Source organism: Paenibacillus sp. Soil787, from assembly GCF_001429545.1.
Lineage (GTDB): Bacteria > Bacillota > Bacilli > Paenibacillales > NBRC-103111 > Paenibacillus_E.
Window position 1 is genome coordinate 189,102 of record NZ_LMSP01000034.1, and the last position, 19,653, is coordinate 208,754.

Annotated in this window: 17 protein-coding genes; 1 reads left to right on the plus strand and 16 read right to left on the minus strand. The window is 43.8% G+C overall.

The window, feature by feature from the left end; translation table 11 throughout:
* Positions 1–1,131: 1,131 nt before the first annotated feature.
* Complete coding sequence (locus ASG93_RS24550; protein ID WP_056836206.1) at positions 1,132–1,956, minus strand: biotin/lipoate A/B protein ligase family protein; 825 nt, start codon at positions 1,954–1,956, stop codon at positions 1,132–1,134.
* A 313-nt stretch (positions 1,957–2,269) separates the two neighbouring features.
* Between ASG93_RS24550 and ASG93_RS24555 the strand changes: the two genes are divergently transcribed.
* Positions 2,270–3,466, plus strand: coding sequence for an ATP-binding protein (locus ASG93_RS24555; protein WP_268796058.1), 1,197 nt, complete (start codon positions 2,270–2,272; stop codon positions 3,464–3,466).
* On the opposite strand, the gene ASG93_RS24560 is transcribed toward ASG93_RS24555, so the two are convergent.
* The 15 genes from ASG93_RS24560 to cymR form a co-directional block, all read right to left on the minus strand.
* Positions 3,452–5,266, minus strand: coding sequence for a peptidoglycan D,D-transpeptidase FtsI family protein (locus ASG93_RS24560; protein WP_056836211.1), 1,815 nt, complete (start codon positions 5,264–5,266; stop codon positions 3,452–3,454). The two genes, ASG93_RS24555 and ASG93_RS24560, sit on opposite strands and share 15 nt — an antisense overlap.
* Positions 5,267–5,416: 150 nt before the next feature.
* The gene (locus ASG93_RS24565) at positions 5,417–7,582 is read right to left on the minus strand and encodes a methyl-accepting chemotaxis protein (RefSeq protein ID WP_056836213.1); all 2,166 of its coding nucleotides are present in this window, start codon (positions 7,580–7,582) and stop codon (positions 5,417–5,419) included.
* Positions 7,583–7,769: 187 nt separating this feature from the next.
* On the minus strand, positions 7,770–9,053 hold the full coding sequence (locus tag ASG93_RS24570) for a peptidase U32 family protein (RefSeq protein ID WP_056836215.1): 1,284 nt from the start codon (positions 9,051–9,053) through the stop codon (positions 7,770–7,772).
* 26 nt (positions 9,054–9,079) lie between these two features.
* A complete protein-coding gene (locus ASG93_RS24575; RefSeq protein ID WP_056836217.1) occupies positions 9,080–10,015 on the minus strand; it encodes a peptidase U32 family protein in 936 nt (311 codons plus the stop codon).
* A gap of 39 nt (positions 10,016–10,054) precedes the next feature.
* Entirely contained in the window at positions 10,055–11,152 is a 1,098-nt protein-coding gene (gene mltG / locus ASG93_RS24580) for an endolytic transglycosylase MltG (protein WP_056836642.1), read from the minus strand.
* Positions 11,153–11,264: 112 nt separating this feature from the next.
* Complete coding sequence (locus tag ASG93_RS24585) at positions 11,265–11,561, minus strand: DUF1292 domain-containing protein (protein WP_056836219.1); 297 nt, start codon at positions 11,559–11,561, stop codon at positions 11,265–11,267.
* Complete coding sequence (locus ASG93_RS24590; protein WP_056836221.1) at positions 11,558–11,866, minus strand: DUF1292 domain-containing protein; 309 nt, start codon at positions 11,864–11,866, stop codon at positions 11,558–11,560. Before ASG93_RS24590 ends, ASG93_RS24585 begins: the two co-directional genes overlap by 4 nt.
* 6 nt (positions 11,867–11,872) lie before the next feature.
* Positions 11,873–12,289, minus strand: coding sequence for a Holliday junction resolvase RuvX (gene ruvX / locus ASG93_RS24595; protein ID WP_056836223.1), 417 nt, complete (start codon positions 12,287–12,289; stop codon positions 11,873–11,875).
* Between the two features lie 18 nt (positions 12,290–12,307).
* The gene (locus ASG93_RS24600; protein WP_028555746.1) at positions 12,308–12,568 is read right to left on the minus strand and encodes an IreB family regulatory phosphoprotein; all 261 of its coding nucleotides are present in this window, start codon (positions 12,566–12,568) and stop codon (positions 12,308–12,310) included.
* Positions 12,569–12,689: 121 nt separating this feature from the next.
* A complete protein-coding gene (alaS, locus tag ASG93_RS24605) occupies positions 12,690–15,308 on the minus strand; it encodes an alanine--tRNA ligase (protein WP_056836225.1) in 2,619 nt (872 codons plus the stop codon).
* 646 nt (positions 15,309–15,954) lie between these two features.
* A complete protein-coding gene (locus tag ASG93_RS24610; protein ID WP_056836227.1) occupies positions 15,955–17,025 on the minus strand; it encodes an AI-2E family transporter in 1,071 nt (356 codons plus the stop codon).
* A gap of 159 nt (positions 17,026–17,184) precedes the next feature.
* Positions 17,185–17,388 carry a hypothetical protein gene (locus ASG93_RS24615; RefSeq protein WP_029196901.1) on the minus strand — a complete coding sequence of 68 codons (204 nt, stop codon included), beginning with the start codon at positions 17,386–17,388 and terminating at the stop codon, positions 17,185–17,187.
* A 7-nt stretch (positions 17,389–17,395) separates the two neighbouring features.
* A complete protein-coding gene (locus ASG93_RS24620) occupies positions 17,396–17,917 on the minus strand; it encodes a PRC-barrel domain-containing protein (protein ID WP_056836229.1) in 522 nt (173 codons plus the stop codon).
* A 28-nt stretch (positions 17,918–17,945) separates the two neighbouring features.
* Positions 17,946–19,094, minus strand: coding sequence for a cysteine desulfurase family protein (locus tag ASG93_RS24625; RefSeq protein WP_056836231.1), 1,149 nt, complete (start codon positions 19,092–19,094; stop codon positions 17,946–17,948).
* Between the two features lie 9 nt (positions 19,095–19,103).
* The gene (gene cymR / locus ASG93_RS24630) at positions 19,104–19,523 is read right to left on the minus strand and encodes a cysteine metabolism transcriptional regulator CymR (RefSeq protein WP_056836233.1); all 420 of its coding nucleotides are present in this window, start codon (positions 19,521–19,523) and stop codon (positions 19,104–19,106) included.
* Between the last annotated feature and the right edge of the window lie 130 nt (positions 19,524–19,653).

The window sequence follows — 19,653 nt, forward strand, 5'->3', positions numbered from 1 at the left end:
TCAGAATGCGGGAAATAGAGGATCCTCGTTCCGCCAAAACGTGAAATACGTGTTTTTGAGCAATATAAGGCATCTATGTTCCGCCAGCATAGTGTAGTGCCGGGTAGAAAGATAACTACAATTGATACACCGTAATAAAGCCAGCAGCTACGTTTCCCAAAAAAATCAGAAAGGGTGTACCTCTAGCTCTAGCTCTAGCTCTAGCTCTAGCTCTACCTCGAAACTTATTCTTTCTGTTATCTTAAGAAAAACCTGGCCGATGGCCAGGTCCTTGTCTAAACCCATGCATTTGAGCATGGAGAGGGAATTGGATATGATTGGATATGGGGTTCCAACCTGTTTCTTGAAATCGTAGTGCTGCCTTCTACTTTTTCTGCCTTACTGTGGTGGAGCGAACTTCTCTTTGCTACCACTCGCTTGGATTAATACCAATTCGTCATCTTCTCGTCTGTAAAGATGAAATAGAGCCTGTCGATTAACTGTTCATAAATTCGGAAATTCTGCGGGAGACCACAAAATGTATGCGAAAAATCATACATAATGAGCGGCACACACAAAGAATCAGTCGATTCTATTCGAAATTTCATAAAACTGTCCACAATTAATCGACAGCCCCAAATATATCGTTACAGACACGACTCCACTTCACATCGTCTCTGTAACGATGAAATATATCTTTATAGCTTACGCCCTGGCTGTATGTTGTCGCATGCTTTGCAACAATATGAATCTGAATTGGCTTCATCCAATCCCGTTGGAAAATGTATAGTTCTAAGGGATGGCAGCTGAAAAGGAGATCTCTCATGCCACAGAAACATATACTTTATACCTTAAAAAAGGGGTAAGTTTCGCTCACCCTAAAAACAAAAACATATAAATTCTTAAATATTGAGATAAACCTGCCTACCGGCTAGGTTCTTTAATATAGTCGGGGATGAATAGGCCAGCTATTTGTGCCTATTCCTGCGAACTTCGATGTATCTCATGAGATAAGACCTCAGAGTGGACTTATCTCTTGCATTTCCTCACTTTTAGCGCGAATTAATTAACATGTAAAGAACTTAAACATTCTGATGTGGAAAAAAGCGGTCCACTTTCCGTCACCTGACGCGAAGTTGGGCCGCTTTTGATTTATTGTTTAATCGCATAACGCTGCTTCAAAAGCTCCATCATGCCCTGTATCTCTTCATCACTCGGATAGCCCAGGATATCCCTTGGACTCTGCACTTTCACACCTTTGGCGCCCATCACCTGTACGAAATTATCTGTAAAACGATTCGCACTTAACTCTATTTGTAAGCATTCCGATAAACTCGCCATACTCCCTGGCGCCACTAGAGGATAGTCGCTTGGTGATGCTGAACCCGCCGCGCGCTCGTAAAAGCCTCTGGCCAAAGATGCTTTCGCTTCCCCCAGACCTTCCACGATAATGAACGCTTGAACCGATAAGGCATGTTGTTGTCTACGCTGCGCAATGCCGCAAAACTTACGTCCACCGACACTTAAATCGAATTCCCCCGGACAAAATGAACCCATCACCTCACCCTGATCGATACGGTTGGTAATTGTGCTCATGACATCTCTAATCAAGGCTACCATTAGATCAAAATCCTTACGATGCTCCATGTCACCCGCGCGTTTGGGTAACAACAGGGATACATTCACGACGCCCAAATCGAGAGGCACTGCTGCCCCCCCAGAGTTTCTTACCGCTGTATCATAGCCTTGACCTAGCAACCATTCATTAGCTTCGGCCGCATTTGGGAGGCGACTGTCTCTAAGTCCCATCACAAAGGCTCGTGGATGCCTCCATATGTGTAGAATCGGTGGTGCTGCTTTACCTATTGCTCGGCATAAAAGCTCTTCCAGGGCAAAAGCATAAAGAATAGGTTGCGTTGCGGTTGCACCGGACCGATCATGAATAACCATTGAAGAGGGTAGTTCTAAAGTCGTCATTTGCTTAATCTCCTGAGCCTACGATTTGTATCCATGTACAGAATTGTAAGCGATACAAGCTTAAGCTGCAATAAAGAGCAACTACAGGCAGAGGCACTTTTTACATTGAAAATGGATATACAGCAAGTTTCCGTCAGAACTTGTCAAAAAACATCAAAATTTTGGAAAGAAATCAAAGGAATTTCAAGTTTTCTGTCGAAATAAATATAAACACAAATTTTTAATTAAGTAGGCGAGATCCTTGAATGTAATTGACGACTTACTGCTCAATATACTAGCTTTAACACTCCCCATCTTGCTATGTCATATTTTAGTGCTGGATCGCCCCTGTCCCTTCCGCTTTAATCTTTCGAACCGAGCATCTATTGGGCTCATTTGTTCACTAGCAGCCATATTTAGCATGTCTCATCCCTTTTTCACGATTACAGGCAACAATTTCGATCTGCGTACGATCCCTTTACTAATTGCTTTCCTTTATAGCGGCATACGTTCCGGACTTGTAGTCTCCGCAATTATTCTAGCCTATAGCTACTATGTCGACGGTTCTGATTTTTTATGGATTGTTACCTTGTCCGCTTTGCTTGTACCTTTCATCTTGGCTTTCATTGCACTTAGCAATTGGAAGCACCTAACCCCCAAAGTGATGTTTCCAAGTCTTCTCGCTTTTATTAGCGCCTTAGCAACCTTCTGCATGACGATGCTCTATCGCATTGTTTCGAATGTTCCCGTGGATAAAAACTTTCTACTATACGGCTTATTGTTTTGTATGGTTCAAATGCTGACGATGTGGATGTTAACCTATTTAATTGTTCGTATCAGCGAGAATGTAGCGATGCGCCAAGAAGTCCAGCGTTCCGAGAAACTGAATGTTTTAAGCGAATTAGCTGCTTCGGTCGCCCATGAAATTCGCAACCCGATGACGGTTGCCCGCGGCTTCATGCAAATACTCAGCCAGTCAGAAGTGACTGAAGAGAAAAAACTTATCTATACGACCATGGTTATTGAAGAAATCGACCGAGCACAAAGCATTATTACGGATTACTTATCCTTCGCTAAGCCGCAAGCCGAGAAGCTTGAAGAGGTGGATGTTTCCACGTTATCTCTTAAATTAAGCAATCTCATTAATCCTTACGCGTCAATGCGCGGTATAGAAATTCATATCGATATGGAGTCTTCTCTTCTTGTAAAAGCCAACAGCGAAAAAATGATTCAATGCTTAGTTAATTTAACGAAAAACGGCATCGAGGCGATGCCTAGCGGAGGCACGCTGCTAATAACAGGCTTCAAGAAAAACGCTAAGGTTATTTTGCAAATTAAAGATAACGGTATTGGCATGACACCTGAGCAGGTAAACCGTCTCGGAACACCCTTTTACTCAACGAAAAATAAAGGCACCGGTCTTGGCATGATGGTCTCCTATCGAATCATCAAAACATTTGGCGGACTCATCGAAGTAACTAGCCAGCCAGACCAGGGAACTTGCTTTACAATTTCATTACCTAGCGTTTGAATCACTTGCTAGTATATCCATAATCCCTTTGAACAATGGGATGGACTTATTGCTCTCGGTTGGATCCATGTTCTTGATGACAACAGAAACCGCATATTTCGGTGAATCAACTGGTCCATAACCAATAAACCACTGATTCACCTTTTCTTGCTTACCAGTCTCTAATTGTGCCGTACCGGATTTCCCAGCCAGCTTCCATTTGGCATCCTTTAAGCCTTGCCCCGTTCCATCGGTTACCACTTCTCTCATCCAATTTACTAATGTGCGACTGGTCGCAGCAGAAACCCGCCCCGCCTCGGAAGTTAATAATTGAACAGGAAATTTCTCCATCACACGATCCGTCTGATACCGAATTTCTTGTACAACTCTTGGTGAATAACCCTTTCCGCCATGCAGCAAAGTAACAATCATATTAGACGCCTGCAAAGGGGTCATCCTGACATCTCTTTGACCAATGGCTGTTTGCATAAGCACTCCTTCATCATTATGCGGGGTATGGGCTCCAAATAGCTGTCCTTGCTCCTCCGTATCCAATTGATGGAGGATTTGCTCACTATCCGTCTTCCCCGTCCAGCCTACTTCATCCAATACACCAAGCTTATGTGCGTAGCTTTCCAATTCAGCAGGTGTCAACCGCTGCATAACTTTGGCAAACACAATATTACAGGACTGCGCATAGCCCTGCTCTAACGTTAAAGGCCCATGTCCGTCTCTTCTCCAACACGTAAAACCATATTTCCCAAGGGCACCTTCACAATTGAAAGTTTCTTTGGGATCAACGACCCCCGTATCTAATGCGGCAGCAGCCACAATTGTTTTGAAAATCGAGCCAGGCGCCGTTGCCTTGAGCGCATAATTGCTCCAGTTGTTGCTAGCTAGATCAACTTCTGTCTGATCATAGTTGGGTCTGCTCGCCATTGCGACGATATCGCCTTGTGCCACTTCCTGAACAACCGCCGCACCTTCACGAATATTAAGCTTATCCATGAGAGTTTCAATTCGCTGCTGCACGCTTAAGTCTAGAGTCGTCACTAATTTGACTGGATAAAAGGTATTGTCCGGTGCAATCATTCGGGCATCTAGGCCAGCTAACGGTCTTTTTCCTGCGTCTGTAAAATAGGAGATTGACGTCTCACCAATGCCTCGAAGCCAAAGATCGAACGTTTTCTCAAGGCCCGCACCTCCGATTTTCGAGGTTAGCGCAACTTTTCCTTTCTCCAGATCAGCACCGTAGATACTCATCACTCTATCCGGATTTTGCCCAATAAACCCGATCAATTGACGCGCTGTCATGCCTGACGGATAACGATCCTCCATCTTCACGACTTTCAAAAAGGGCAAACCGAGGGCATTGATTTGATCCTCCTGTTGACTGCTTAACATGACCGGTTTCCCGCCTTCAGCAGTACGCCATATTTGCGGTTCTTTCAAATCACGAGAGAAAGCAAGCCACTCAGCTGTATTCGTCCGCAAAATGCTAGCCAACTGCTTTATTTGCTGTGGATTACCTTGGTAGTAGCTGTTTATAGGAAACGCCACTAGGGCTTTAATGATTTTTCCCGTCATCGATTTTAGATCACGATCTAAGATCTCGCCACGCCCGCTTTCAAGCACAAGGGCACGCTGCCTCTGTACGACCGAGTTTTTGACCAAATTAACTCCTCGAGAAGAGTAACTTTCCGTTGTCGCTATTTGTATCCAAAAAAGCTTGCCAACGATCCCAATAAACAAGAGTAAGATCGTGAGGAGAACAAGAAAAATTCGACGTTTTTCAAAAGAAGATAATTGGTTAATCCTCATGCTACTGACTCCTTTTAACTAACCATAACTGCTGTTGTTTTCAGTATCGTCATTCCTGTAGTTGGTCAAACTGTCCGATCCTGTTAAAGCTCTGTAAAACAAAAAAATCCACCCTCCTATATGGAGAGTGGACTACGTATTCTTTGATGATTATACTTCGAATTTGGATAAAGTGTCGTTAAGTGACTTGGACAGCTGATCCAGCTTGTCCGACAATTTAACTAAACCGTCGCTGATGCTAAGCTGTTCTGAGCTGAGCGAAGCAACTTCCTCTGATGTAGCTAAGGATTCTTCTGCTACCGCGCTGACATTGGTCATTGCATCGGAAAGCACAACTTGTGATTGCTCGAGAGTGGAGATTGAATCACTTACCGTGCTTAGCTGCGTAATGAATCCACCCATGTGGTTCGTTACTTGTTTGAAGATGGTGTCCGCTTCTTTTACAGCTAATATTTGTTCTTGGAAAATGGGTGTTGCCGTCGAAAGCACTTTCACCGTCTCATCGATTTCTTTCGTGATGGTTTCTGTAATTTGACCTACGACATCAATGGATTGTCTGGATTGGTCCGCTAGTTTACGAATCTCATCTGCAACTACCATGAAGCCTTTACCAGCTGCACCAGCACGTGCGGCCTCAATTGTCGCATTCAAAGACAAAATATTCGTTTGCTTCGTCATATTATTAAGAACATCCAGGATTTTACGAATAGAACGGGTGCTGTCTTTCAAATTATCGACTTTATCAACCATCGAGCGGATCATTTCTTCCGTCAGGTTCGTTTTCGAAATAAGTTCAGTCATGTACTTCGTTCCTTGCTCACTGGAGCTTTGAACATCCGCAGCAGCCGTTCCCATCTCGAGGTTGGCTTCGATTACCTGCTTCATTTGCTCGCCAATATGATAAGTCAACTCGTTGCCTCTCTCAGACTCCGTCGCCAATCCTCCGGCACCATTGGAAATCTCATCCGTCGCCACAGCAATTTCTCTTGCAGCTGTAGCTGTTACCTTAGAGGAATTCGTTAACTCTTGTGCAGTTTCGAAAACAGCTTGTGCAGAAGTGCTGGTTTGTTGAACCAAGGTTGTAATCTGCTGCATCATCACATCAAAGCTGGCGCCTAGTTGTCCAATTTCATCTTGTGTTTTGTAGTTCGCACGCACGGTAAGCTTTCCTTTAGCACCTTGCTGCATCAGGTTACGCAGATTAATCAGAGGACGTCCGATCATTCTAGCTACGAATAATCCAATTAGTACGGCAGCAATAGCCGCGAACAAGGCGATTAGAAGCGTATAATTAAAGATTTTCTTTGCATCCTTCACAAGCGAGCTCACAGGTATATCGCCTACGAGATTCCAACCTGATACGGCCGATTTATAATAGGCAACCAAGTGATCATCTTTCGTTATAAAAGAACCATGTTCCTCGTCTAACTGTTCTTTCGTCAGTTTGATGTCAGAATCTTTTTCTAATTCCGAAATTTCTTTATTTGCTATGTATTTGTTCCCTGCATTCGTAATGACAACCTTACTATCATCACCTAATGACATCCCAGTAAGCTCTTTCGTCAGTAAATCTGTATTAAGCTCGATCAGAAGAATGGCTGATGTGGAATTCGTAAGTGTATTTCTCATCACACGACCAATGGCAAATGTATTGGAGGAGCCGCTGGAATACCCTTTGACTTTACTATCTAACCAAGCCACTTTTCCACCATTCTCAACAATCTGCTTAAACCAATCATTTGTGCTTGAATTCTCGCTAAATGACGAACCGCCTGAACCTGTGATAACGATCAGTTTACCATCCGGTCTGTAAAGATGAAGCGTTTTAATTGCTTTGTTCGAGAAAGTCACCACATTCAATTTGTCCGTTAATTGACGAGTAACGTCAAGAGCTTCGTATGAAGATGGGTCTAAGGTAGGAATTGTTGCAAGCAAATCCTGCAGGTCCTTGTTAAGCATAATTTGTAGAGATACTTCATCCAAAGTTTGATAAAGGAAATCTAGTTTTTGCCCCGCTTGTGTTACAGTTTGAAGACTGGATTCAGACACTTTGTTCTTAATCACATTTTTCGATACCGAGTAAGAAATCATACCCACAGTGAGGACGAAAAAAAGAATACTTACAAAAAACATTAAAAACAGCTTCATACCTACGGATTTCACAGGATTTTCCACCTTGACTTGCTTCATTTCTTTAAACGCACTCGAACCCATTTGCTTAGATTTCTTGCTTGCCACGCCTACAATACGCCCCCATGGAACATTACGAATTGATTGAACTGCTTTGTCTAAAATACGTTGAAGTTTCTCTTTCATTTTGTCACCGCCATTAGTTTCTACTTCCTACACATACCTTACTTTTGAACTAGATCGTAAAGGGTTCACTTTACGTTTTTTAATAATTTCGACAACCTTTACCATTATCCTTCAAAATCCGATCTAAAATAAATAAAAAAAGAAACTTTATCCAATATACTAGAGTTTGGATAAAGTTTCCATAGTTTTATTTCCCTGTTTTCTTTCGCATCATATCCCATTTATTCACAGGCTTGTCGGTTTGCAATCTGACCAATTGCAGCGGATGTCTAGCCGCATCTAATTCTTGGCCATCTTCATTTTGTATACGGGCAACCTTTTGCTTAAAATGCGTACCATCCGGCCCGAAAAATTCAATTTCTTGGCCAGGCTTGAAATGATTTCTTTGCTGGATGAGTGCCGTACCCGTTTCAGCATCATACCCCATAACCAGACCAACAAAATCAAATCCAATGACTTTATCCTCTGGTTCAAAAATATGATCTTCATGTCCAGGCGCATCATAGAAGAAACCAGTGTTCAAAGGTCGGTTAGCCGCTTTATATATTTCATCCTGCCATACAGGGTTGACCTCGAAATGCTCTGGATCGGCAAAGTAGGCATCAATAGCTTGGCGGTAGGCATTAACAACCGTAGCCACATAGTGAATGCTCTTCATTCTGCCTTCGATCTTGAAGCTATCTACGCCAGATTCGATCATCTCCGCAATATGATCAATCATACTCAGATCCTTCGAACCCATCGTGAAAGCATCATCTTCCTCGCCAAACATAGGCAAATCCGTGGCCAGAGGAGCAGAAAGAGGTTGATCCTTGGCAAATAAATCGTACTTCCAACGGCACGATTGCGAGCAGCCGCCACGATTGGAATCGCGATCAGTGAAATGATTAGAGAGCACGCATCGGCCCGAGTACGAGCTGCACATAGCCCCATGTATGAAGGCTTCAATCTCTACATCGACATGAGCTTTAATCTCATCGATTTCTTCCATGCTGACTTCGCGGGCTAGAACAACTCGCTCAATTCCCTGGTCTTTCCAAAACTTCACGGTTTGCCAGTTCATAACGGATTGCTGTGTGCTCACATGGACTTCCAGCTTAGGGGCTACTCTTCTGCACGTCTCCATAATAATGGGATCGGCTGCAATAATCGCAGAAATCCCAACCTCTTGAAGTCCTCTCAAATAATCATCAAGACCTTCTATATCCTCATTATGAGCATAAATATTCGTTGCAACGAATACTTTTGCCCCATATTGATTAGCAAACTCTACGGCTTCGCGCATTTCCTCCAACGAAAAGTTATCCGCGTTTGATCGGAGACCATATTTCTGGCCACCGATATAAACCGCATCCGCTCCATAATGGATCGCAAATTTCAGCTTCTCCAAACTGCCTGCCGGAGCCAGTAATTCCGGCTTGTTAAGCCTAACACGTTTTCCTCTCGCTCGGGCTTCTATGGCTGTCGTCATCACGATAACGCACCTTCTTTCATCTATCAATATACCTGTTCTTTGTAGAAAAACCCATATGACAACTCACGTTCAGGATCTTGCAGTTTAACTATCTCATCCAACCATTCCTGTTGAAAAATATATCCTTCAGGATTAGCTGCATACGCATCGATTACAGCCCGATAACTTCTCACAACCGTTTCGTTGTACAGAGAAGATTTCAAAAGACCTTCGATTTTCAAGCTATCTATTTGACCGTCCATAAGCTCAGGTAAATTTTCCAACATACAAATATCTTCGGAACTCATAATGTGCGTGCCATTACTATCTTCGTATACAGGATAACGCTGATCACGGCGTTCATGTTCTATGAGGAAAAGCCCTCTCTTCATAGAACGATCCTGGTTAGCTGCATCTTTCCCTTGGTGCTCGATATAATTCTTCACTAGCTCGCGCTTAGAGTGATAAATATTTGTGATGCCATGCACTTGTACTTCAACAGCCAACTCCGCTTTCTCTTTAAAAGCCAAAACCTGCTCCATATTCAGTTCTCTAGCCAGGACCACACGGGCAGCTCCTTGCTTAGCCCAATAGTTCGCAGTCGCGTAATTGGTTGATGTCATCTCTGCATTCCAGTGCAGCGCTAGCGGCTTAGGTAAACTACGGGCAGTCATAAGTACCGCGGGATCACCGAAAATGACAGCATCCACACCATATTCCTGTAACTTAGCTAAATAATCAAACAGCCCTTCGAGGGCATTATTGTCGAAAATATTGTTTACAGCAACATAGACTTTAGCCTTCTGTTCATGTGCCCAGGACACAGCTTCCTGCATCTCATCCAGTTTCACATCTCCCGGCAGACGCATGCCGTAGCGCGCTTCGCCAATTATAACCGCATCTGCTCCTGCTTCGATCAATCTTTTCAGTTCTGCTACAGTGCTGCAGCTTACTACTAACTCTGGTTTTTTCACCTGCATCCCCTACCTTCTGTCAGCTTCCTATCTTAGTTCGTACTACTAATTCGCAGCCTTCTTACTTTCTGCAATATTCTTCTTGTGCTCTTCAAAAGTTTCTGCGAATAAATGTCCTTTGGTCCCATCCTTCTTTGTTACATAGAACAAATACTTCGTCTCTTCCGGATAAATAGCTGCTTTCATCGAGGCAAGGCTCGGACTTGCGATTGGTCCCGGTGGTAAACCTGTATTTAGATACGTATTATAAGGACTTTGTATCTGGAGATCCTTCTCCAGCAATCTCTCTTTGGACTTATCGAATAAATATTGCACGGTGGCATCAATTTGCAGGGGCATATTCTTCTTCAATCGGTTCTGAATAACGCCGGATACAAGTGCACGCTCTTCATTTACAACTACTTCACGTTCAATTAAAGAGGCAATAGTCAACATCTGGTGTACGCTAAGACCGCGTTCCTTGAGCTTGTCCTTCCACTCTGGCGGAAGTGTCGCCAGCTTCTTATCCAGCTGCTGCAGTGTTCGCTCAATGAAATCTTGTTCCGTGGAGTCCTTTTTAAACTCATACGTTTCTGGGAATAGATACCCTTCGAGACGGTGTTTGATATTTTTATTATCAGGAATCGTTGCGATCATTTCTCCCTTAAGCCCAGCAGGCGCATCCGCCATCTGTAGAAATACTTCCTTTTTCCAAGGAGTCTGCTCACTTAACTTGGCTGCAATCTGATCAATGGTATAGCCCTCAGGAATCGTAATACGGATGACTTCTTCCTTCACCGTCTCTCCATTATTCAGCTTATTAATCATTTCTTCCAAAGTCATGCCCGGCTTCATACTGTACTCGCCTGCTTGAAGTCTGGAGCCCAGTTTCTTCACCTTTAAATAATACGTAAAAATCGTAGAATTTTTAATAAGTCCCTTCGTTTCAAGCTCCTTGGCGATTTGCAAAGACCCCGCGCCTTGTGGGATCGACACCCTTACTTCTTGCTCTGAAGCAGTTACAGGCTGGAGCGCATTCGCGATATACAACCCGATACCGCCTGCAGTTCCAATGATAATGAGCAGCAATAGTCCAAAGATAAGAAGGAAGAGCTTAAGCTTACTTCTTCTAGGCTTATTCTGTTCATTCTCTTGTTCAAGCATGTTGTTCACAATAATCCTCCTAAGAGTTTTCGTAAGAAAACTGACTTCGTAAGCATGTATACCCCAAAGCAAACAAAAACGAGCGGATGCGCTCCGCTCGGTTGTATGCTTCTTACAATTCATCCTCTTTTGGAAATACCATCTCGTCGTAGAGCTCTGAAACGGTTTCCCATTCATCGTCATCCTCGATGGTTTCCAATTCATACTGTCCGTCACTATCTGTCGTCACTCGGAAAACAGCAACTTCGTCTTCCTTCTTGAGTTCATCAGATTGCAGAACAGCATACGTAGTATTTCCATAAACGAATTCTTTAAGAAGATGATACACCGTTGATTCATTTTGCTCATCAAACAAAATAATATCATCCCCGTAAGTATTACGCAATACGTCAGAAGGCATCGTACTCATGCTTCTTCTTCCTCATCGAATTCTGCCATTAAGGTATTAAATGTTTCTTCAACAATATTCCATTCTTCTTCATCCTCGATGGTGAACAGCTTCAAATCCTCGCCGTCATCATCCTCTTCATAACGAAATGCGTACACTTCATCGGATTCTTCATCTCCGCCTTCAGTAGGCACTACCATCATGTACTTCTTATCTGAACCGTCCACTTCGAATTTCATGATAACCTCGAACTCTTCTTCGTTGCCTTCATCGTCCGGGATGTAAATGATTTCTGGTTGTTCTTCATTCAATTCTTCTTTGGACACGTTCGTTCACCTCTTCATATTGGCATCCATATACCCTTGCAGAATGAGCTGTGCGGCCATTTTATCAATAACCTGCTTGCGTTTCTTCCGACTCACATCAGCTTCTAGAAGTGTGCGTGTCGCAGCTACAGTCGTTAACCGCTCATCCCACAAGTGTACAGGTACACTTAGTTTTTGTTCTAATTCTTGTGAAAATGCGATAGCAAGCTCGCCGCGTGGACCTATTGTGTTATTCATATTTTTGGGTAAGCCTACCACAATTTGAGTAACACCATACTGTTTGACAATGGCCTCCAGCCGCTGCATGTCTTCCCCAGGCTTACGACGATGTATGACTTCAAGCCCTTGAGCCGTCCAACCAAGCTCATCGCTCATCGCTACACCAATCGTTTTGTCCCCATAATCCAAGCCTATCCATCTCATGCCGGTTCTCTTTTCCTTCTATTTGTGTTGACCCAGATAAGCACGAACTAATTCTTCAATGAGTTCGTCCCGTTCCCGTTTACGAATGAGGCTCCGAGCATTGTTATGCCGTGGAATATAGGCAGGATCTCCGGAAAGCAAGTACCCGACAATCTGGTTGATCGGGTTATACCCTTTTTCCTGAAGAGCATCGTACACCGCTAATAACACGTCTTTGGGCGATGTCTCAATTTCTTCTGCCTTTACGTTAAACTTCATCGTTTTATCCATGGAACTCATCAGGAGCACCTCGCTTTCCTTGTGATACCTTTGTTAAATAATTGAAAATCAATCCGTGTATACTGGTTATATTCTCTATGGGTTTAAAAATTCCTGTCCCACAGAAAAATAATTATGCAAATTAGGAAAGAAGTCCTTCAACTCCGGACAATGCAGCTTGCAATTTGGATGCATCCTTACCGCCTGCTTGCGCCATATCCGGGCGACCGCCTCCGCTGCCGCCAACAGCCTGAGCCACTTCTTTAATGATTTTGCCGGCGTGGAAGCCTTTAGCCACAAGATCCGGCGTGACAGCAGCCACCAAATTGACTTTGTCATCAGCTACTGCACCAAGTACGATAACTGCGGAACCTAACTTTGTCTTCATCTCATCCACAATGTTGCGAAGCGAATCCATATCCGCTGCATTGACTTGTGCAGCCAGTACAGAAACCCCTGCTATTTGCTTCACTTGATCTGTAAGAGAACCCGCTTCAATTCGCCCAAGCTTGCTGCGCAGCGACTCGTTTTCTCGAGATAGTTCCTTCACTTGCTGAAGCGCAGCTTCCACACGTTTAGGAACATCTTGAATATTTGATTTGAGCAGGCCTGCGGACTCTTTCAGTAATTGCAATTGCTGGTCAAGGTATTCATACGCACTGCGGCCAGAAACTGCTTCAATCCGACGAACTCCTGAACCGATTCCGGACTCGCTGACGATTTTGAATAAGCCAATTTGACCCGTATTCTGAACGTGGCAACCGCCGCACAGCTCTAAGCTGTAATCGCCAACTTGCACAACGCGCACGATATCACCGTACTTCTCGCCGAACAACGCCATTGCTCCCATTGCTTTCGCGTCAGCGATTGCTTTGAGTGAAATATCCACATTCGTGTTGTTCCAAATCTGACGGTTTACACGCTGCTCTACATCCTGCAGCTCTTCACTGCTAATGCTTCCGAAATGCGAGAAATCAAACCGCAAACGGTCAGGTTCAACCAAAGAACCCGCTTGGTTAACATGCGTTCCAAGCACTTCCTTAAGCGCTTTGTGCAGCAAATGTGTAGCTGTATGGTTCTTAATGATGTCTCCACGTTCAGCGGCAGCAACAATAGCTTCTACTGAATCACCGTTACGCAGAACACCCGACACCACAAGAACTTTGTGAACGTGTTGGCCATGAGGCGCTTTGATAACATCTTCAACCTTCAATGACACTTGTTCATTTCGAATTATACCATAATCACTCACCTGACCGCCGCTTTCAGCGTAAAAAGGAGTCCGATCCAATACGACCTGACAGGTCTCACCAACTCCGACAATGTCAACGAGTTCATTCTCATGAACGATTGCCACGATACTAGCAGTAACTACCAATTCATTATAACCAACAAATTCACTTTTAATCGTCAAATCAGACAGCGGTCCACCTTGCACCTTCATGCCGCCTTCTTTATGACTGGCCGCTCTAGCACGGTCACGCTGTTCCTGCATGGAAGCATCAAATCCAGCACGGTCAACCGTTAAGCCCTTCTCAGAAGCAAAATCTTCGGTCAAATCGAAGGGGAAGCCATACGTATCATACAGCTTGAAAGCATCCGGTCCGCTGATCTGATTCGTACCAGCTTGACGTGTCTTTTCTACCATTTCAGCCAGAATGATCAAGCCATCGCTTAACGTTTCATGGAAACGCTCCTCTTCGGTTCGGATGACCTTCTCGATAAATTCTCGTTTATCTACAACTTCCGTGTAGTAAACACCCATTATTTCTCCAACGGTTGGTACGAGCTTATGAAGGAATGGCTTATCAAGTCCAAGTACTTTGCCGTAACGTACAGCGCGGCGCAGCAACCGGCGGATCACATAACCGCGTCCTTCATTGGAAGGCAGCACGCCATCACCAACGGAGAAAGCAACGGTGCGGATATGGTCAGCGATGACTTTGAGTGCAACATCGTGCTCATCGTTCACATGATATTTCACACCCGTAAGCTCACATGTTTTATCAATAATCGGTTTAAATAAATCCGTGTCAAAGTTCGAGTCCACATCTTGCAGAATTGAAGCAAAACGTTCTAATCCTGCCCCGGTATCGATATTTTTGTTAGGGAGCGGTGTATAGCTGCCGTCCTTATTATGGTTGAATTGTGTAAACACGAGGTTCCAAACTTCAAGGAAACGCTCATTTTCACCACCTGGCCAGCATTCTGGATCAGACAAATCACCGTATTTATCGCCGCGGTCATAGAAAATCTCTGTACAAGGACCACAAGGGCCTTCGCCAATATCCCAGAAATTATCTTCTTTGAGCTTATAAATACGCTCTTCAGGTATACCAATTTGTTTGTTCCAAATTACAAAAGCTTCCTCATCATCTTCATGCACAGTAACAGAAATACGATTCGGGTCAAAGCCGATCCACTGCGGATCCGTCAAAAATTCCCAAGCCCATGGAATCACTTCTTTTTTAAAGTAGTCTCCGATAGAGAAATTCCCCAGCATCTCAAAGAACGTATGATGTCGACGTGTTTTACCTACATTTTCAATATCATTCGTACGAATACATTTCTGGGCATTTGTAATCCGCGGATTTTCAGGAATTTCGCGTCCATCCAAATACGGTTTTAAAGGTGCAATCCCCGCATTAATCCACAGCAGTGATGGGTCATTATGCGGGACGAGCGATGAGCTTGGCTCCACCTTATGCCCTTTACTTGCAAAGAACTGCAACCACTTGGAACGTATTTCACTTGCTTTCATCTTGTTCAAACCTCCATATTTATCAATTGTTCGAAAAAAAAACAAAAAACGCCCCTGTAACATACAGGGACGAATAATCGCGGTACCACCCTGGTTATTGCATTCGACTCACCCTTGCTGCGAGCAAGAGGAAACAAACGCAATCTCCTTGTGCGGATCTGTAACGGGTCCAACCGGTGGAGTTCATCCACACTCCGAAACGAGCTTTGGGCCATCCTAGCACCGAAAGGTTCTTCCAGCCACTACTCGCAGTAACACTGCTCTAGCGGAACCTTCTCTCTGACGATGGACTATGGCTTACTAAAGTTTCATCAACGCTTTCAATTCAGATATAGATAAGGCAAATTATAACTATATGCTAATACCCTGTCAACCCGATAGCCGCTATAATCCTTTTGACTATATATTCAAAAATCTTAGTTGACAATCATTCTCAATGGAAGTATACTAACTTTAAGTGATAATGATTTTCATTATCGAACTAAGACATATGGCAAAGAATTCGTATACTTATTCCGTAGCCCATCCGATGGTTTACGTATGGCCACACCTTTCATATCCTCAACCCTCGTGCAGAACCCCTCTGAACCATGATCCCGCAAGTCATGGCTCAGAGGGGTTCTGTGCGTCTAATCCTAATGAAACCTCATGTCGTGGGCTTATGTACATAGTGAAGGAAAACATGTTGAATGATAACCTTCATGACGGCAAAGAAAGGTACAGCCAATATTAATCCCACAATACCCGCGACTTCCCCGCCTACCAGTAAGGCGAAAATGATAAATAAAGGATGCATATGAAGCGTTCTTCCTACCACCTGAGGTGAGATGACGTTCCCTTCGAGAATTTGCACAGCTAAATTAACGAGAGCGACGAACAACAACATTTTCAAAGAGATCGTTGAAGCCATAATGAGTGCGGGAGCCGCTCCAAAAAAAGGCCCCAAATAAGGGATAATATTAAACACCGCCACAACACTAGCCAGCAGCAAGGCATATGGCATACCAACAAGCCAATATCCCAAATAGGCAAGAACTCCTATAATCACGCAAACTAACAATTGACCCCGGATATAATTACCGAGTGCAGTATCAATATCAATGAGTAATTTGATTGTTTTCTTACGATGCTCACGCGGCACGATAGCCAGGGCTGTTTTCTCAATGATTTGAAAATCCTTTAAGATATAAAAGGCAACGAATGGTACGATAAAAGCGATGAACAGCATATTGATGGTATTTCCAATCTGATTCATGTAGTTCGAGATGGCCATGGAAATGCTATTTTCCAGCTTCGTAAGTGAATGATTAAATCCATTGCGTACACTGTCGGGGAGCAGTTGATTTTGATTAAAGCCGTCTACTATCGACTGCGCACGCATAGCCATTTGCGGCATATGCTCATTCAGTTCCGCTATTTGGGACATAAATATCGGTGTCATATTCATGATGATAACAGTCAGAGATGTGAGAAAAACACTATAAATAAGAAGAACAGCAATGGTTCTTGGCACTTTCCGCTGGTTAAGAATATTCACAATCGGGTTTAAAATGTAGGAAATAATGACAGCTATAAAAAATGGTGTCAAGATCGCTTTGATAAAGGCAAATACGTTAAACATGATAGGCTTTATTTGCAGCAGCATATACAAGCTGGCCAGGACAAGCAGGAGGTAAACCAGCCCGACAAACCATTTGTTTTTCCAAAAACGTTCCATTCTGTTCACCTCTGTTTATCCAAATAAACATACGCTCATACAGTATATGTACAACCCGTTCAAATTAACCCGTTGAAACTTGAGCTAAACAACAAAAAAACGCTACTTCTTAAGCGCCGCGGCGCTCAAAAAATAACGTTTCGTAATGTGTATTAACGATTAATTGGCATGTTCATGGACTTGAGGAATTTCTTCCTCAAAAAATAAATCATCCAGAGAACTCAACGTACCGTCTTCCTCTACTTGATACACGGACATTTTGTCTCCGTTCACACTGAGTTCAATAAAGCAACCCCAGCAGTAGAATTGATGGGAACCGATTTTTCCAATATCTTTGGAATTACAGTTTGGACAACGCATAATGCTCACCCTATTCTTCTTTGGATACGAAGAGTTCTTCTACTTCCTGAGCGCAATGTACAGGCACAATGACGGCATCTTCCCCTTTGGTTGCCGACTCCGGCATGGGAAGCCATCTTCGCCCTTCCTTTAAATCAGAAATAAACCCTTCGGACAATTCATAACCTATTATTTGTTTACCCCAATTCTGGTTTAAATAAACATCTTCTACCACGCCTAATTTGTGCCCTCCCACCGTAATGACGGGAAGGCCTTTAATTTTGCGGCTTCCTTCAAGAAAAGCATGGCACTCTTCCACATGCTCAAACTCGCGAATAACACTTTCGTTCGGTATGGTAATGGCATCCTCTCCAGCAGCGACGATTCCCTCCCACGGTATGTAACGTAAGGAGGAGAACCAATTCTTCACTTCGAGCATGATACCTCGTATGTTCCAATCAGGGCCTACCAACAAATCTTTAACTTGACCTATTTGTTTACCGGAATCTACCGTTAGAACGGGAAGTCCGATCAAATCATGCGCTTTGCGCAAGTTTTATTCCTCCTAGAACCACCCGGTACTAAGTAGTACGCAACCGCTTGACAATGGTTGCAATTTTCTGGGCAGCTGTTTCGATTTGTTCTTTAGAATTCCCCATTCCAAAGCTAAATCGAACCGCGGAGGCTGTAACATTTTCTGGGAGCTTCATAGCTTGTAATACATGCGATACTTCAAGTGAACCTGACGTACATGCAGAACCGCTTGCGGCAGCCACTTCTTCTAGATCCAGATTCATAAGAAGTGTTTCTGTCTGGATACCTGGGAAGCTGATATTCAAAATATGCGGGATACACTGTTCCTTGTGACCGTTAATCGTAAAGCTATCACAGCCTAGTTGCTGCTCAAGTATGCTTACCATAAGTTCGCGAAACTCAATGACTTGGGCGTGCATGCTGTCCATCATCGGGAGCGTTACTTCCACAGCTTTAGCAAAGCCTGCGATTGCTGCTACATTCTCCGTACCTGCGCGGCGCTTTCTCTCCTGAGAACCGCCATAGACGTGAGGGGTCAACCTCGTGTTCTTCGATACAAATAAGGCGCCTGCACCTTTGGGGCCGTATATCTTATGAGCCGAGAAACTCATTAAATCAACAGGAAGTTCACGAACATTCAGCGGTAATTTACCTAAAGCTTGAACCGCATCTACATGAAAAGGAATTTGCCGGCTCCGCGCTAGATGACCTACTTGCTCGATCGGTTGAATCGTCCCCACTTCATTATTCACATACATCATGGAAATGAGGGCTGTATCAGGTCGAATAGCCGCTTCCACATCTTCTATTTGAATAAGACCGGTCGGACCTACTGGAAGATAGGTCACCTCGTATCCAAGGCTCTCCAATCGCTCACAGGGATGCAAAACAGCATGATGTTCGATCTCCGTCGTAATGATATGCTTCTTGCCATCCTTGTTCGCATTCATGATCCCGAAGATCGCCATGTTATTGCTTTCGGTCCCTCCGCTTGTAAAAATAAGCTCAGCAGGTAAACAGCCTAACGATTTCGCCATAGAATCACGAAACCGGTTGAGTGCTGTTCTAGTAGCTCTGCCGAAGCTGTGAGTGCTCGAAGGATTTCCAAAAAAGGCTGTATAGAAGGGAAGCATCGCTTCCAATACTTCAGGATGCACAGGTGTAGTTGCTGCATGATCAAGATAAATGGGATTCATAGGACACCCTTAAATGTAAAACATGTAGTTATCGTTCTTGCCTTGGTCTTCAAAAGAAATCAAGTTCGCAAGTGTAGTAGAATCTAGTACGTCCGCAATACTATCGCGAATTCGAATCCACAGATCACGCTTAGCCGGATCATCTTCCTCGGTAAAATCGACCGGACTAATCGGTCCTTCTAATACACGAATAACCTCGCCTGCTGTTACTTGCTCAGCAGATTTTGAGAGAATATATCCGCCATAAGCACCACGGATACTTTTGACCAATCCTGCATTGCGAAGCGGAGCTACAAGTTGTTCCAGATAATGCTCAGAAAGCTGATGCTTTTCGGCAATACTTTTAAGTGAAGTAGGTCCTTCACCAAATCGATTGGCCAGCTCCATCATGATCGTTAAACCGTAGCGGCCTTTTGTAGAAATTTTCAAAGTTACACCTCATTCAACATTATATGCCATCAAGGAGTCTGATCGAGATTGCTAAAACTTCTATTGCCTACCATCTATTTTATCCATGTTCAGACACTATGGTCTTCCCTATCTTGGTACACAGCGTTTC

Coding starts and splice junctions, on each gene's coding strand:
- ASG93_RS24550 (WP_056836206.1), bottom strand. CDS start 1,956: ATGACGACTTTAGAACTACCCTCTTCAATGGTTATTCATGATCGGTCC.
- ASG93_RS24560 (WP_056836211.1), bottom strand. CDS start 5,266: ATGAGGATTAACCAATTATCTTCTTTTGAAAAACGTCGAATTTTTCTT.
- ASG93_RS24565 (WP_056836213.1), bottom strand. CDS start 7,582: ATGAAAGAGAAACTTCAACGTATTTTAGACAAAGCAGTTCAATCAATT.
- ASG93_RS24570 (WP_056836215.1), bottom strand. CDS start 9,053: ATGACGACAGCCATAGAAGCCCGAGCGAGAGGAAAACGTGTTAGGCTT.
- ASG93_RS24575 (WP_056836217.1), bottom strand. CDS start 10,015: ATGCAGGTGAAAAAACCAGAGTTAGTAGTAAGCTGCAGCACTGTAGCA.
- mltG (WP_056836642.1), bottom strand. CDS start 11,152: ATGCTTGAACAAGAGAATGAACAGAATAAGCCTAGAAGAAGTAAGCTT.
- ASG93_RS24585 (WP_056836219.1), bottom strand. CDS start 11,561: ATGAGTACGATGCCTTCTGACGTATTGCGTAATACTTACGGGGATGAT.
- ruvX (WP_056836223.1), bottom strand. CDS start 12,289: ATGAGATGGATAGGCTTGGATTATGGGGACAAAACGATTGGTGTAGCG.
- ASG93_RS24600 (WP_028555746.1), bottom strand. CDS start 12,568: ATGAGTTCCATGGATAAAACGATGAAGTTTAACGTAAAGGCAGAAGAA.
- alaS (WP_056836225.1), bottom strand. CDS start 15,308: ATGAAAGCAAGTGAAATACGTTCCAAGTGGTTGCAGTTCTTTGCAAGT.
- ASG93_RS24610 (WP_056836227.1), bottom strand. CDS start 17,025: ATGGAACGTTTTTGGAAAAACAAATGGTTTGTCGGGCTGGTTTACCTC.
- ASG93_RS24625 (WP_056836231.1), bottom strand. CDS start 19,094: ATGAATCCCATTTATCTTGATCATGCAGCAACTACACCTGTGCATCCT.